Source organism: Acidovorax cavernicola (assembly GCF_003581445.1).
Genome location: NZ_QXMN01000076.1, coordinates 1 through 13,925, shown reverse-complemented (window position 1 = coordinate 13,925; position 13,925 = coordinate 1). Strand labels below are relative to the sequence as shown.

Below are 13,925 nucleotides of genomic sequence, written 5' to 3'. Positions count from 1 at the left end.
GCGTGATGATCGCGCTGGCGATGGCCTGCGACCCGACGCTGCTGATCGCCGACGAGCCGACCACCGCGCTGGACGTCACCATCCAGGCGCAGATCCTGGAACTCATGCGCCGGCTGCAGGCCGAGACAGGCATGAGCATCCTGTTCATCACGCACAACCTGGGGGTGGTGGCGCACCATGCGGACGATGTGGTCGTGATGTATTCGGGGCGCGTGGTGGAGCGCGCGCCGGTGCGCCCGCTCTTTGCGCAGCCTGAGCATCCGTACACGCAAGGACTGCTGGCCTGCCTGCCGGGCAAGGCGCGAGCGCCAGGGCAGCCGAAGCCGAAGCGGCTGTTTGCCATTCGCGGCCAGGTGTCCAGCCCGCTGGCGCCGCCGCCGGGCTGTGCCTTCGAGCCGCGTTGCGATCAGGCGCTGCCGGAGTGCCGCAGCGCCATGCCACCGCTGATCGATATCCGTCAGGACCGCCAGGCGCGCTGTGTTCGCGTGCAGCCCGATGCCCAACTCGCGAGGGTCGCATGACCGCTGTTTCTTCTTCTCCCCTCATCGAAGTCCGCAGCCTCAAGAAATACTTCGGCAGCAACGACCGCCCCGTGCGCGCGGTGGACGACGTGTCCTTCGCGATCCAGCCCGGTGAGACGCTGGGGCTGGTCGGCGAATCGGGCTCGGGCAAGAGCACCATCGGGCGCACCGTGTTGCGCCTGCTCGAGCGCACCGACGGGCAGGTGCTCTACCGGGGCGACGACCTGGGCACCCTCTCGGGCGAGCGCATGCGCAAGTTGCGCAGCAAGCTGCAGATCATCTTCCAGGACCCGTACGCCAGTCTGAACCCGAAGATGCGCATCAGCGCCATCCTCGGAGAAGCCCTTGCCACGCACGGGCTGCACAAGGGCGCGGCGGCGCGCGACAAGCGCATCGCCGAGCTGCTGGAGACCGTGGGCCTGCGCCCCGAGCATGCGAGTCGCTTCCCGCACGAGTTCTCGGGCGGCCAGCGTCAGCGCATCGGCGTGGCGCGTGCGCTGGCGGTGGAGCCGGAGTTCATCGTGGCCGACGAGCCGCTGTCGGCGCTGGACGTGTCGATCCAGTCGCAGGTCATCAACCTGCTGGCGGACCTGCGCGAGCGCCTGGGCCTGACCATGCTCTTCATCTCGCACGACCTGGACGTGGTCGAGTACCTGTGCGACCGCGTGGTGGTGCTGTACCTGGGCAAGGTGATGGAAGTGGCGACCACCGAAGAGCTGTTCGCCAATCCCTCGCACCCCTACACCCGGGCCTTGCTGGCCGCGAGCCCCAAGCCCGATCCCGAGCTGGCCACCGAGCGCATTGCGCTCAAGGGCGACATCCCCAGCCCGATTTCACCACCCTCGGGTTGCGTGTTCCGCACGCGCTGTCCGCATGCCATCGAGGCTTGCGCGCAGACGGTGCCCACGCTGGATGAGGTTTCCACAGCACACTACAGCGCCTGCATCCGCAAAGAACTTCTCACACACACCGCCGACGCATGACCATGACCGCGAACGACACCGCAGCCACCGACTTCAACGACCCGCTGCTGGGCAGCAACTTCAAGGGCTACCCGCGCACGCAGCCACCGCGCCGGCGCAGCGAAGTCGGCGCGGCCGGCTGGAATGTGCTGGCGGGCGACCTGCCGCTGCCGCTGGCTGTGCTCAAGCGCGAGGCGCTCGAACACAACCTCGCATGGATGCAGTCGCGCGTGCGCGAGTGGGGCATCGACCTGGCGCCGCATGGCAAGACGACCATGTCGCCGCAGCTCTTCCAACGCCAGCTGGATGCGGGTGCATGGGGGCTGACCTTTGCGACCGTGACGCAGCTCGCAGTGGGCGTGGCTGCCGGCGCGCGTCGCACGCTGATCGCCAACCAGGTGGTGAGCGATGAAGACCTGGCGGGCATCCAGATGCTGCTGGCAGGCCATGCGGACCTGCGCATCGTGTTCCTGGTCGACTCGTTGGCGCAGCTGGCGCTCATCGAGGACTGGGCGAAGCGTCATCCCGCCAGCGTGCCCTTCGAGGTCATGCTGGAGATCGGCGTGCAGGGTGCACGCACGGGCTGCCGCACGCACGAGGAAGCCATTGCGCTCGCCACGCGGGTGCGCGCGAGCGACGCGGCCAAGCTCGTCGGTATCGAGACCTACGAAGGGCAGGGCGCCACGGGCGCGAGTGAACCCGACACGGCCTACGCCACCACGCTGATGGACCGCGTCGAAGCCGTGGCCCGCCACTGCGACACGAACAAGCTGTTCGAGACCGACGAAGTACTGGTCTCGGCCGGCGGCTCGGCCATTTTCGATCTCGTGGCCGGGCGCCTGAAGCCTGTGCTCGGCGCGCCGGTGCGCGGCCTGCTGCGCTCGGGCTGCTATGTCACGCACGACCATGGCTTCTACAAGCGCATGGTGAGCGTGGTGGACGAGCGCCTGGGCTGCGAATGCGGCGAAGGCCTGACGCCGGCAATGGAAGTCTGGGCCAACGTGCAGTCGCGCCCCGAGCCGGGCCTGGCGATCCTCTCGGTGGGCAAGCGCGACATCTCCTTCGATCTCTCGCTGCCCGTGCCGATCGCACGTGCGGCGCGTGGCGCCTTGCAGCCACAGGGCGTGCCCGCCGGCTGGAAGATCACCGCGCTGAACGACCAACATGCCTACCTGCGCTGGGACGAGAGCGAGGAAGCCGACGCCCCCAAGGTCGGCGACCGTGTCGGCCTGGGCATCTCGCACCCCTGCACGACCTTCGACAAGTGGCACTGGATGCCCGTGGTCGAGAACGACTACCGCGTGAGCGACGCCGTCGCCATGCATTTCTGATCGCGCACCGATGACGCCCTCCCTGCTCCAGAGAATCGCCGAGGCGCGCAGCGACGCGCCGGCCACGCGGCGTGCGATTCTCGACCTGATCCTCGAAGACCCCGATCGCGCACTCGAAGAAAGCTTCGAGCAGCTGGCCGAGCGCTCGCGCAGTTCGGTGCCCACCATCATGCGCACCTGCCGCGACCTCGGCTTCGCCGGGCTGCGCGAGTTCAAGCTCGCGCTCGCGCAGGAACTCGCGCTCGGTGGTTCGCCGCTGCACCGCCGCGTCAACATCGAAGACGCCGCCGACGAAGTGGTCGGCAAGATCGCACGCAGCGCCGCCGCTTCCGTCTCGGGCGTGCGCGGCCAGCTCGACATGCTGGTGCTCGACGGCGCCGTGCGCGCCATCGCGGCGGCGCCGCACGTCGACCTGTACGGCGCCGGCGCCACCTCGTGGTTCATGGCCAGCGACCTGCAGGCGCGGCTGTTCCGCCTCGGCCTCTCGGCCAACGCCTGGGCCGACTACCACCTGCAGCAGGTGGCCGGCGCGGCGCAGCGCCCGGGCGGCGTGGTCATCGCGATCTCGCACGTGGGCGGCATGCCCTCGCTGCTCGACGCGGTCGACATCGCGCGCGGGCAGGGCGCCCAGGTGGTCGCGATCACGCGGCCGGGCACCGCGCTCGCGGCCAAGGCCGACTTCCTGATCGGCCTGTCGGTGCCCGACGACGCCGTGATGCACGTGGGCATCGACGCCTACCTCACGCACCTCACGGTCATCGAGATCCTCACCGTGCTCGTCGCGCAGCGCCGCGGCGAGCCCGCCGTGCAGCGTCTGCAGCGCGCGCGCGAGGCCTTCCAGCGCCACGGCATCGATGCCAGCACGCACCCGCTGCAAAGCTGGGACGGCGGCGGCATCAACGAAAAGGGAGACCGCGAACCATGAGCGACACCTCCGCCGTGCTGCTCGAAGCCGGCCTCGTGGTCGACGGCTCGGGCGGCCCGTCGTGGCCCGGCGACGTACTGCTGCAGGGCGACCGCATCCTCGCGCTCGGCGAAGGCCTTCGCGGGCGGCTGCCCGAAGGGCTGAACATTGCAGACCTCGACGTGGTCGACTGCCGCGGCAAGGTGATCGCCCCTGGCTTCATCGACGCGCACACGCATGACGACGCCATCGTGCTGCGCGATCCGCTGTGCCTGCCCAAGGTGTCGCAGGGCATCACCACGGTGGTCACGGGCAACTGCGGCATCTCGCTCGCGCCGTACCGCACGCCGCAGTCGAAGCCGCCGCTCACGCTGCTGGGTGCCGATTCGTTCAAGCACGCGACCATGGCCGAGTACCGCGCCGCGGTCGATGCGGTGCAGCCTGCGCTCAATGTGGCCGCGCTCGTCGGTCACACCACGCTGCGCTTCGCGGCGATGCAGGCACTCGATCGCCCCGCGAACGGCGACGAGCTGGCGCGCATGGAAGCGCTGCTCGACAGCTGCATGGCCGACGGCGCGCACGGCATGTCGTCGGGCCTGTTCTATGAAGAAGCCTTCGCCGCGCCCGCGGAGGAAGTCACCGCGCTCGCACGCGTCGTCGCACGCCACGGCGGCGTGTACGCCACGCACCTGCGCAGCGAGATGCAGCAGATCATCGAGGCGCTGCATGAGGCCGGCGACACAGCTTTCAGCGCGGGCGTGCCGCTGGTCATCTCGCATCACAAGTGCGCCGGGCCCGCGAACTGGGGGCGCACGAAGGAGACGCTGCCGCTGATCGAGACGCTGTCGCAGCGCCAGTCGATCGCGATGGATGTGTACCCCTACGTGGCCGGCTCCACCGTGCTGCGCGAAGACCTGGTCGACGGCGTCATTGATGTGCTGCTCACCTGGTCCGACCCGCATCCCGAGATGACGGGGCGCCTCATCTCCGACATCGCACGCGAGTGGGGCACCACCGAGCAGGAGGCCTGCCTGCGGCTGAAGCCCGGCGGTGCCTGCTACTTCCAGATGCAGGAGGAGGACGTGGAGCGCGTCATCGCGCACCCGCTCACCATGATCGGCAGCGACGGCCTGCCGCACGATCGTCATCCGCACCCGCGCCTGTGGGGCGCGTTCCCGCGCGTGTTCGCGCGCTACTGGCGCCAGCGCAAGCTCTTCACGCTGGAACAGGCCGTGCACAAGATGACCGGCATGACGGCGCGCAACCTGCGCATCGCCGATCGCGGCTTGCTGCGCGTCGGGACGATGGCCGATGTGGTGGTGTTCGATCCCGCGACCATCACCGACACCGCGACCTACGACAAGCCGCATGGCGTGAGCGAAGGCGTCGAGCGCGTGTTCGTGAACGGTGTGCTGGCCTATCGAGGGGGCGAAGGCGAGGCGAAGGTGCTGGCGCGCGCGGGGCGGATGCTGACGCGCGGCAGTGCCGGCTAGGATGCGGCGTTGTGCCGCTTCCGGGTCGCTGGCGTCCCGGCGCAAACCCGGTCAGTGCTTGAATCCAGACTCTCGCTGCGCTCGAACGGTCAGCACGAACACTGTGTCGATGCTTGCCACATAGCGGTACAGCGCCACATAGCCCCGGCTATCTTGGCCGATGACCAGTTCACGCCTGTCGTCTCTTGCCGGCCAGCCGATCAGCGGACTGTGCACAAGCACTTGGATCGAATCGAGAATCTCACCGATTCGCTCGGGGATGTTCTGGACTCCGAACCGTTCCATATGCGCGATGAATCGCTCGAAATCATCGAGCACCTCCGGCGCAAGTTCGATGCGAGCCACTCCGATCAACGCGCCGGGTTGCGCGCAGCAGGCTTGCGGGGCTTGTCGCCTTTGGCTCGGGCCTGCAGGTATGTTCGGGCATCGTCCCAGGCGATGGACTTGCCGGTCTGCACGAGCTTGGTCCATCGCTGGTCCGCAAGACGTTGCAGCTCTTCTTCCATCTCGACGCGTTGCACGGTCTCGGAGATGGCTTCGAGAATGAAGGCATGCGATGTCTTGCCGGCACGCGTTGCCGCGTTGGCGATGCGCTCCTTCAAATCATCTTCGATGCGAATCGTCGTGGTCGACATGTTGAGTGCTCCTTCAAGCTCGAAGGAAAAATGTAGCACATTTGTGCTTCATCGGAGCGCTCGACAGGACAAGAGCCGTCCTGGCCGCCGGCTCAGGCAAACACCAGGCACACCGGCGTCGGCACCTGCGCCACCTGCACCGGCTGGTCCAGCCTGCCGCTCGCGGGGTCGATGCGCAGGCGCAGGAGGGTGTCGCCCTTCTGGCTGAGTGCGTAGAGATGGCTGCCATCTGGCGCCATCGCCAGCGCACGCGGAAAGCGCAGGCCTTCGTTCCAGTGCTGCAGCGGGGTCAGTGCGCCGTTGCTGGCGTCGATGCGAAACGCGGCGATGCTGTCGGCCATCGGATGGTCCGACGCCAGGCGGCGGTTGGTCGCGTAGAGAAACTGTCCCGAAGGGTGCATCACCAACGCCGCCGCGTTCTTCTGTCCGACGTAGCCTTCCGGCACGGTCGAGACGCGCTGGCGCTGTTCGCCGACCTTGCCGCTCGCCGCGTCGTAGCCGAAGCCGGCGACCGTGGCGTCGAGTTCGTTCACCACGTACAGGAAGCGCTGCGACGGATGCAGCGCCAGATGGCGCGGTCCGCTGCCGGGCGCGACGGACGTGCGGCCGAGCACCGCCAGCTTGCCGTCGGCGAGCGTGAAGGCATTGATGCGGTCGGTGCCCAGGTCGGTGGCGAGCAGGCGCTGGCCCGTGCCGTCGAACAGCACCATGTGCGGATGCGGCGACTCCTGCCGCTGCGCATCGGGGCCGGCGCCGGTTTCCTTCTCGATGCCCGAGACCTTGCCGAGCCTGCCGTCCGCTTCGATGGCCAGCACGTTGTAGGCGCCGCCGCCGTACAGCGCCACGGCCAGCGCGCGGCCATCGGGCGAGACGGCCAGGTGCGCAGGGATCACGCCCGAGAGCGAAAGTGGCTGGCGGTTGAGCAGCGTGAGGCGCCCGTCGTTCGCATCGATCGCGTAGGCCTCGGCCGTGCCGGTGGGCAGGCCCCGGTAGGTGTCGATCTCGTTGATCGCGTACAGGAAGCGCCGGTTGGGGTGCACCGCGAGGAATGACGGGTTCGCGCTCGCGACGGTCTGCAGGGGCGTCCAGCCGCCGTCGCGGATCGCCAGCACGTAGATGCCCTTCGATGCGGGCCCGCCGGCGGTGCCGCCCGGCGCGTCGCTGGTGTAGGTGCCGACGTAGGCGAAGCGGGGCGCGGGCGTCGTGCGGACGGCTGTTGTTGCCGCGCGGGTGTCGGGCGTCTGTGCACCGGCCGGGACCCATGGCGTCAGCGTGCCAAGGGCGGAGGCTCCGCCGATCCACTGCATCAGGGCGCGGCGGTTCTGGCCAGGGAGGTGGGGGCTGTGTGTCATGGCAATCTCTCCTCGCGTTCAGGGCCGCACCGACATGGCATGGTGAAAGATGTTGTTCGGGTCGTAGCGCCGCTTCACCTGTCGCAGGAAGTCGTACAGCCCCTGGTCCCCGTAGTACAGCTGCGGCCAGAACGGGTAGGCCAGCATGTCGTTGTCCGGGTAGTTGATGTAGCAGCCCTCGTAGCGCTCGCCGGGGTAGGGCGTGCCGGCATGGCGCTCGGGCACGTCGGGCGTGCCGTACACGTCGCGGTAGAAGTCGCTGATCCAGCGCAGATGGCCCGCATCGTCGGCCGCGCTGCGCCAGTAGGTCTGGTACTGCAGCTTCATGATCGACGCGCGCTGCGGCACGGCGGTGTCGTGGATGCGCTCGGGCTTGTTGACCGCGCCGCCATAGGAGTCGACCTGCACCAGCGACTGGCTCAGGTCGACGCCGGGCATCGTGCGCGTGAGGTGCGTGTAGATGCGCTGCGCTTCACGGGCGGTGAAGTTGCGCTTCATGTAGGCCGACTTGTACTTGCCGCGCTGGTTCTCGCCCGAGCCGTTGAGGTACTGCGTGGCGGTGAGCCAGTCGTAGCGCGTCACGGTGTGCGGCTTGGAACACAGCAGTTGCCCCGCATCGCGCTGCGGCGCCGGGCCCACGCCGGGCGCGCGGCCCTTCAGCGGCACGGGCGTGCAGGCGCGGAAGCGGTCGAGGAAATCGTGGAGCACCGTGAGGTCGTTGCAGGTGCCGTCGGGGTTGCAGAACTGCGTGAGCATCACGATCTGGCCCGACGAGCGGTGCGTGAGCTTGAGCAGCGAGAACATGCCCCAGGTGTCGGGCGATTTGCCGCGCGTGTCCCAGTAGTCGCCGTAGATGGCGAGCAGTTGGGCAAAGCGCGCGGAGGTCATGGTGGCCCAGTCGAACGCGACCACCGCGAGTGCCACCTCGCGCGGCGCCGTCGGCAGGGTGTCGAACACGTAGCTGGTGATCGCGCCGAAGTTGCCGCCGCCCGCACCGCGGCAGGCGCGGAACAGCGCGGGCTCGCGTGCCGCATCCACGGTCCGCGGCACGACCTTGCCGCGCGCATCGACCGTGAGGATGTCCACCGCAGAGAGCCAGTCGACCGTGAGCCCCTGCAGGCGCGACAGGAGGCCGTAGCCGCCGCCGCAGATGTGGCCGCCCGCGCCCACCGAATAGCAGGAGCCGCCGGGCAGCGTGACGTTGCTCTGCTTGTACAGCTCGAGGTAGCCGTTCCAGTTCTGCGTGCCGGGGGCGACGCGGTAGCGGCCGTCGCCCTTGCGGTCGGCACCCGCCTGGGTGAGCAGGCTCAGGTCGAGGATCGCGCCGTCGGGGTTGTTGGAGACGAAGTCCTCGTAGCAGTGCCCGCCGCTGCGCACCGTGGGCCGCAGGCCCGCATCGACGATGCGCTGCAGCGCGGCGGCGGCGTCGCCCGCGCTTTCCACCAGCTCGATGCGCGACGCGGCGTCGGATTCCGTGGCCGGCCATCGCAGGTTGAAGCCCTTCTTCAAGGTGTTGTAGCGAGCGTCCTGGCGTGTCACGGTGATGGTCATGGGCACTGTCTCTGAAGAAGGTCGGGCCGCAATGGCGCCGGAAGAAGAGGAAGGTCTGCGTTGGGGGTGGGTGGCCTGGAATTGAAAGGTTTTTTCTTAACTTCCTTGAATTCAAGTGAATATGGCGGAATGTCGCCAGTATTGACGTGAATTTCCGATATTTTGAAAAATATTTTCAGTTCGGCGCGATGTCTTCCGAGGCCTGGGCCTGGAACATCCGCGTGAAGTCGCAGCACGACTGCGCCAGCATCACGATCGACGACGTGAGCGCGCTGCGGTGCTCGCCCTTGTGCATGGCCACGTAGCGCACCACGGGCAGCGCGGGCGTCACCTCGATCACCTCGAGCATGCCGGCCGTCACCAGTGGTGCCAGGCATTCGCGCGGCAGGTAGCTCACGCCGAGGCCCGACACGGTGAGCCCCGTGAGCGCGACGAGGTTGCTCACCACGATCGCGTTGGCGGGCTGCACGCCCTGGTCCTTCATCCATGCGTCGTAGGCGCGGCCGGTGCCCGAGTTGTTGCCCTGCACCAGCATGCGGTGACGCGCGAGGTCGTGCAGGCGCACGGTGCCGGTGGCCTGCACCACGCCGGGCTTGCACATCCATGCGCTCCTCACCCGGCCGATGACCTTGCTCTGCATGCGCGAGTCGGCGAAGGTGTGGGGCACGATGACCACGTCGAGCTCGTCGGCCAGCAGCTTGTCGCGCAACTGCAGGCTGTCGTCCACGTCGGGTTCGAGGATCACCTTGGGGTAGTGCTGCTGGATCAGGCCGACCAGTCGCGGCAGCCACGTCATCGCGGTGAGCTCGGTCACGCCGATGCGGATGCGCCGCTCCACCACGCCCGGCTTGCCGAACTGCTCGACGGCGGCGTCGCGCTGGTCGAGCAGCTTCCTGGCGAGAACGAACATCTCCTCGCCCTTTTCGGTGAGACGCGCCGTGCGCTGGCTGCGATCGAACAGCTCGGTGTCGAACAGCTGCTCCAGTTCGTGCACACGCTTGGAAATGGCCGACTGCGAGGTGTGCAGCTGGTTGGCCGCCTGCGCGAAGCCGCCCAGCCGGGCGATCCAGTACAGGGCTTCGAGTTGCTTGAAGGTCATCACGGCGGGTGGCTCCTGAAAGAACGCTTTTCTTCATGCGATTCGATCACAAAAAATCGCTTTTAGAAATTCAACCAGCCGCCGAAGATGCGCCCAGTCTTCCCCTGTCGTCACCGATCTCCCTCGAGGAAACCACCATGCACTTCGCCCGCCGGCCTCTCTTTCTCGGACTTGGACTTGCCATCGCCGCTCTTTGCGGCACTGCCGCCGCGCAGGACGCCGGCACGCTGCGCAAGATCAAGGACAGCGGCACGATCCAGATCGGCGCGCGCGACAGCCAGATCCCGTTCTCGTACAAGCTCAGCGCCGACAGTGCGCCCATCGGCTTCACCAACGACATCTGCCTGAAGATCGTCGACGCGGTGAAGGCCAAGCTGGGCCTGCCGAAGATCGAGGTGCGCTACACCATGCTCAACTCGACCAACCGCATTCCGCTGCTGCAGAACGGCACGGTCGATCTCGACTGCGCGACCACCACCAACACCATGCAGCGCCAGCAGCAGGTTGACTTCGCGCCGAGCCACTTCGTGACCAACATCACCGCCGCCGTGAAGAAGAGCTCGGGCATCAACGCGCTGCCCGACCTCAATGGCAAGAACGTGGCCACCGTTTCGGGCAGCACGTCGATCCAGCTGCTGCGCGGCGCGCGCAAGAGCGGAACGATCGAGGTGAACGAGATCGCCGGCAAGGACACCTCCGACGGCTTCCTGCTGCTGTCCACCGGCCGCGCCGATGCGTACGTGCTCGACGACGTGCAGCTGGCCGGCATGATCGCCAGCGCTCCGAACCCCGGCGACTACAAGATCCTGACCAAGGAGTCGCTGCGCCAGGAGCCCTACGGCATCATGCTGCGCAAGGACGACCCCGAGTTCAAGGCGCTGGTCGACGAGACCGTCACCGGCCTCATGAAGTCGGGCGCCATCGAGCAGCTGTACGCCAAGTGGTTCCTCTCGCCGATCCCGCCGCGCAACGCGAACCTCAACTTCCCGATGACGGACGCGGTGCGCGAGATCTACAAGAACCCCAACAACAAGGGCGTCTGACACCATGGCAGCCACACGTGCGGACCTGCCCCAGGGCGAACTTCTTTCCGAGGCGCTGATGCGCGAGGTGCGCGCGCGCTTCCTGGGCATCGAGCGCGACCACCATGGCCGCGAGCGCCTGTACTTCGACAACGCCGGCGGCTCGTTCCGACTGAAGGCCGCGGTCGAGCGCTTCGCGCAGGTCGACGCCATTCCCGACAACGCCGAGCGCATCCACGAAACGGCGGTCGAGCTGCAGGCCATGCAGGCGCGCGGCGCCGACGACCTGCGCACCATCCTCAACGCCAGCGGCGGCAGCGTGTACCCCTCGCTCACCGCCTCGGGCGCCATGTTCGACATGGTGCGCGCGGTGGCTGAGAACGTGCCGGGCACGAACATGGTCACGACCGCGCTCGAGCACCCGTCGGCCTTCGACGCCATGCGCCTGTATGCCGAACGCCTCGGGCGCGAGCTGCGCGTGGCGAAGAGCAACCCCGTCACCGGCGGCGTCGACGTGGACGCCATCGTCGATCTGATCGACGAGAACACGGGGCTGCTCAACGTGATCCACGCGTCGAACATCTCGGGTGCCAAGCTCGACATGGCGGCCATCGTGCGTCGCGCGCGCGAGATCAAGCCCGACCTCTACATCCTCGTGGACGCCGTGCAGCACGCGCCGCACGGCCTCATCGACCTGCAGCAGACACCGGTGGACGGCATCAACCTCGCGCCCTACAAGTTCTTCGGCTGCCGCGGCTCGGGCTTCTCGTGGATGTCCGAGCGTGCGGCCGCGCTGCCGCACCACAAGCTGGCCGGCAAGAAGCCCGGCCACTGGGAGCTGGGCAGCTCGGCGCCGTGGCAGTTCGCGGTGCTCACCGAGATCGTCGACTACGTGGGCTGGCTCGGCGGCCACTTCACCGATGCCACCGATCGCCGCGCCCGCTTCGTGGCCGGCATTGAACGCATCGAGCTGCACGAGCGCGCGCTGCTGGCGACGCTGCTCGACGGCACCGTGCATACACCGGGCCTGCGCGTGCTCGATGGCGTGCAGGTGTTTCTCGACCACGAAGACCTCACGCAGCGCGACCTGATCCTGGGCATCGGCTTCGACGGTGTCGACTGCACGCAGGCCGTGGTGGAGTACGGCAAGCGCGGCGTGACGGTGTATGAGCGCGTGGCCAGCAGCATCTACTCGAAGCGCATGCTCGAATCCTTCGGCCTCGAAGGCACCGTGCGGGTGTCGCCTCTGCATTGCCACACGGTGGGCGAGATGGAGAGATTTCTGCGCGTGACGCGGGAGATTGCACAGACCTTTGCGCCTGCCGCGCCGACGGCCATCAACGCGGCGTAGATTCGCGCGACGCCGGTTCGGTGGCCTGTTGCGATGCCTGTTGCACATCCACGCGCGCGATGTTCTGCTGGTGCGACACCAGCATGGCCGTCAGCTCGCCATGGATGCGCGCATCACCGATGCGCGGCAGCAGCGCCTGCAGCTTGCGGACCACCCAGCCCTGCCCGCGGTTGAGCAGCGCCAGGCGCGCGCCCAGTTCCGGCACGGCCATCGCGCGTTCGTAGAACGCGCCGGTGCGTGTGCTGGGCGTGGCGGGCAGTGACTGGATCGCATCGATCAGCACGCCGCACCAGCGCACCTCGTCGCGGTGGATGTCGGTCACCAGGCGCTGCAGCGCGAGGTCGTCGGTCTCGGCGGCGCTGCGCAGCGTGATGCGCGCGCCGGCGCGTTCGGCTTCGAGCAGTTCGTTCAGCGCGGCCAGCAGTGCCTCGCGGTCACCGGCTTCGCGGTAGACCGTGTCCAGTTCGTCGGCGTAGCAGACCGGGGAGGACACTTCCACGCGCTCGGGAAAGCGCAGCCCCTGCGCGCGCAGTGCGGCGGGCGTGTCGGCGAAGGGCGCAGCGGCGTCGTCGGACGAGGAGGCGTGGGGCAAGGGCGGCAGGGGACGCATGGGGCGGGGCTCCTGGAATCGTGTGCGTGCCCATGGTGAACCGATGCTTCTGTCCAAGCCAATGAATGTTCATTGCAAATGAGTGCAAAAAAACTAATATGAACCGATGGACATCGGCCTCGCCCGCACTTTCCTGGAAGTCGCGGCCACCGGCAGCTTCATCGCCGCGGCCGAGCGGCTGCACCTGACGCAGACCGCCGTCAGCGCCCGCATCCGCCTGCTCGAAGACCAGCTCGGCCGGCGCCTGTTCGTGCGCAACAAGGCTGGCGCACGGCTCACGGCCTCGGGCGAACGCTTCGTGGGCCACGCGACCACGCTGGTGCAGGTGTGGGAGCGCGCGCGCCAGCATGTCGCGCTGCCGCCCGGGATCGAAGAGGGCGTGAGCGTGGGCAGCGAGCCCAGCCTGTGGCATCCGATGCTTGCCGACTGGTTGATCTGGATGCGCCGCGTCTGCCCCGAGATCGCGCTGCGCGCCGAGGTCGACAGCGCGCAGCGCCTGCTCGACGGCGTGCAGGGCGGCGCTCTCGACCTGGCCGTGCTCTACAACCCGCCGCAGCGCCCCGGCCTCGTGGCCGAGCTGCTGGCCGAAGAGCGGCTGGTGATGGTCACCACCGACCCCGACGGCCGGCTCGACCGTGCGCGCTACGTGTCGGTGGATTGGGGTCCGGCCTTCGCGGCCAATCATGAGGCTGCGTTTCCGGAACTGGCCCATGCGCCGGTGTCGATCTCACTCGGGCCGCTGGCGCTCACCTACCTGCTTGCGGTGGGCGGCGCGGGGTATTTCCGCATCGGCGTGGTGCGGCCCTTCCTGGCCGATGGCCGGCTGCGGCTGGTGGAGGGTGCGCCCGAGTTTTCGCACTCGGCGCACGCTGTGTATGCGCCGCAGCGCGAGAACGAGACGCTGGCGCGTGTGCGTGCCGGGCTGCGACTGGTTGCGGCGGAAGAAGAGAGGCACCATGGCGGCGTGCATTCGCCGCCCTGAGGCGCAGTCTTGCCCTGTCAGATGCTCTCAAAACGGATACTGCCGCCCCGTCGTCTGCACCGTGATCCACCGCAGCTCGGTAAACGCTTCGACCCCCGCCCGCCCACCAAAC

General features: G+C 68.1%; 14 protein-coding genes. 8 read left to right on the top strand and 6 right to left on the bottom strand.

Features of this window, described 5'->3' with window-relative positions:
* The 5 genes from D3H34_RS30275 to D3H34_RS30255 form a co-directional block, all read left to right on the top strand.
* Window positions 1–521: oligopeptide/dipeptide ABC transporter ATP-binding protein (locus D3H34_RS30275; protein ID WP_147400521.1), on the top strand; the 521-nt coding region annotated here is incomplete at its 5' end.
* Window positions 518–1,504 (top strand): ABC transporter ATP-binding protein, encoded by a 987-nt coding sequence (locus tag D3H34_RS30270; RefSeq protein ID WP_119558513.1) that lies wholly within the window; start codon window positions 518–520, stop codon window positions 1,502–1,504. The genes D3H34_RS30275 and D3H34_RS30270, both read left to right, overlap by 4 nt.
* Window positions 1,505–1,506: 2 nt before the next feature.
* Window positions 1,507–2,814: an amino acid deaminase gene (locus D3H34_RS30265; RefSeq protein ID WP_434057722.1), complete on the top strand. Its 1,308-nt coding sequence runs from the start codon at window positions 1,507–1,509 to the stop codon at window positions 2,812–2,814.
* A gap of 10 nt (window positions 2,815–2,824) precedes the next feature.
* Complete coding sequence (locus tag D3H34_RS30260; RefSeq protein WP_119558509.1) at window positions 2,825–3,739, top strand: MurR/RpiR family transcriptional regulator; 915 nt, start codon at window positions 2,825–2,827, stop codon at window positions 3,737–3,739.
* Window positions 3,736–5,211 (top strand): N-acyl-D-amino-acid deacylase family protein, encoded by a 1,476-nt coding sequence (locus tag D3H34_RS30255; RefSeq protein WP_119558507.1) that lies wholly within the window; start codon window positions 3,736–3,738, stop codon window positions 5,209–5,211. The genes D3H34_RS30260 and D3H34_RS30255 overlap by 4 nt, the downstream gene beginning before the upstream one ends.
* Before the next feature lie 51 nt (window positions 5,212–5,262).
* On the opposite strand, the gene D3H34_RS30250 is transcribed toward D3H34_RS30255, so the two are convergent.
* From D3H34_RS30250 to D3H34_RS30230, 5 genes are all read right to left on the bottom strand, one after another.
* Window positions 5,263–5,556 carry a type II toxin-antitoxin system RelE/ParE family toxin gene (locus tag D3H34_RS30250; RefSeq protein WP_119558517.1) on the bottom strand — a complete coding sequence of 98 codons (294 nt, stop codon included), beginning with the start codon at window positions 5,554–5,556 and terminating at the stop codon, window positions 5,263–5,265.
* A gap of 5 nt (window positions 5,557–5,561) precedes the next feature.
* Window positions 5,562–5,846, bottom strand: a complete 285-nt coding sequence (locus tag D3H34_RS30245) for a CopG family ribbon-helix-helix protein (protein WP_119558505.1) — start codon at window positions 5,844–5,846, stop codon at window positions 5,562–5,564.
* A gap of 92 nt (window positions 5,847–5,938) precedes the next feature.
* Window positions 5,939–7,198, bottom strand: a complete 1,260-nt coding sequence (locus D3H34_RS30240; protein WP_205736833.1) for a lactonase family protein — start codon at window positions 7,196–7,198, stop codon at window positions 5,939–5,941.
* Window positions 7,199–7,216: 18 nt separating this feature from the next.
* On the bottom strand, window positions 7,217–8,749 hold the full coding sequence (locus D3H34_RS30235; RefSeq protein WP_119558501.1) for an FAD-binding oxidoreductase: 1,533 nt from the start codon (window positions 8,747–8,749) through the stop codon (window positions 7,217–7,219).
* Window positions 8,750–8,924: 175 nt separating this feature from the next.
* On the bottom strand, window positions 8,925–9,848 hold the full coding sequence (locus D3H34_RS30230) for a LysR family transcriptional regulator (protein ID WP_119558499.1): 924 nt from the start codon (window positions 9,846–9,848) through the stop codon (window positions 8,925–8,927).
* Between the two features lie 137 nt (window positions 9,849–9,985).
* Between D3H34_RS30230 and D3H34_RS30225 the strand changes: the two genes are divergently transcribed.
* Both D3H34_RS30225 and D3H34_RS30220 read left to right on the top strand, forming a co-directional pair.
* Complete coding sequence (locus D3H34_RS30225) at window positions 9,986–10,891, top strand: amino acid ABC transporter substrate-binding protein (RefSeq protein WP_119558497.1); 906 nt, start codon at window positions 9,986–9,988, stop codon at window positions 10,889–10,891.
* 4 nt (window positions 10,892–10,895) lie between these two features.
* Window positions 10,896–12,221, top strand: a complete 1,326-nt coding sequence (locus tag D3H34_RS30220; RefSeq protein ID WP_119558495.1) for an aminotransferase class V-fold PLP-dependent enzyme — start codon at window positions 10,896–10,898, stop codon at window positions 12,219–12,221.
* Here the strand turns inward: D3H34_RS30220 and D3H34_RS30215 are convergent.
* Window positions 12,208–12,831 carry a DUF6306 domain-containing protein gene (locus D3H34_RS30215; RefSeq protein ID WP_286186463.1) on the bottom strand — a complete coding sequence of 208 codons (624 nt, stop codon included), beginning with the start codon at window positions 12,829–12,831 and terminating at the stop codon, window positions 12,208–12,210. The two genes, D3H34_RS30220 and D3H34_RS30215, sit on opposite strands and share 14 nt — an antisense overlap.
* A gap of 106 nt (window positions 12,832–12,937) precedes the next feature.
* Between D3H34_RS30215 and D3H34_RS30210 the strand changes: the two genes are divergently transcribed.
* Window positions 12,938–13,813, top strand: a complete 876-nt coding sequence (locus tag D3H34_RS30210; protein WP_119558493.1) for a LysR family transcriptional regulator — start codon at window positions 12,938–12,940, stop codon at window positions 13,811–13,813.
* Window positions 13,814–13,925: the final 112 nt, after the last annotated feature.

Coding starts and splice junctions, on each gene's coding strand:
- D3H34_RS30270 (WP_119558513.1), top strand. CDS start 518: ATGACCGCTGTTTCTTCTTCTCCCCTCATCGAAGTCCGCAGCCTCAAG.
- D3H34_RS30265 (WP_434057722.1), top strand. CDS start 1,507: ATGACCGCGAACGACACCGCAGCCACCGACTTCAACGACCCGCTGCTG.
- D3H34_RS30260 (WP_119558509.1), top strand. CDS start 2,825: ATGACGCCCTCCCTGCTCCAGAGAATCGCCGAGGCGCGCAGCGACGCG.
- D3H34_RS30255 (WP_119558507.1), top strand. CDS start 3,736: ATGAGCGACACCTCCGCCGTGCTGCTCGAAGCCGGCCTCGTGGTCGAC.
- D3H34_RS30245 (WP_119558505.1), bottom strand. CDS start 5,846: ATGTCGACCACGACGATTCGCATCGAAGATGATTTGAAGGAGCGCATC.
- D3H34_RS30240 (WP_205736833.1), bottom strand. CDS start 7,198: ATGACACACAGCCCCCACCTCCCTGGCCAGAACCGCCGCGCCCTGATG.
- D3H34_RS30235 (WP_119558501.1), bottom strand. CDS start 8,749: ATGACCATCACCGTGACACGCCAGGACGCTCGCTACAACACCTTGAAG.
- D3H34_RS30230 (WP_119558499.1), bottom strand. CDS start 9,848: ATGACCTTCAAGCAACTCGAAGCCCTGTACTGGATCGCCCGGCTGGGC.
- D3H34_RS30225 (WP_119558497.1), top strand. CDS start 9,986: ATGCACTTCGCCCGCCGGCCTCTCTTTCTCGGACTTGGACTTGCCATC.
- D3H34_RS30220 (WP_119558495.1), top strand. CDS start 10,896: ATGGCAGCCACACGTGCGGACCTGCCCCAGGGCGAACTTCTTTCCGAG.
- D3H34_RS30215 (WP_286186463.1), bottom strand. CDS start 12,831: ATGCGTCCCCTGCCGCCCTTGCCCCACGCCTCCTCGTCCGACGACGCC.
- D3H34_RS30210 (WP_119558493.1), top strand. CDS start 12,938: ATGGACATCGGCCTCGCCCGCACTTTCCTGGAAGTCGCGGCCACCGGC.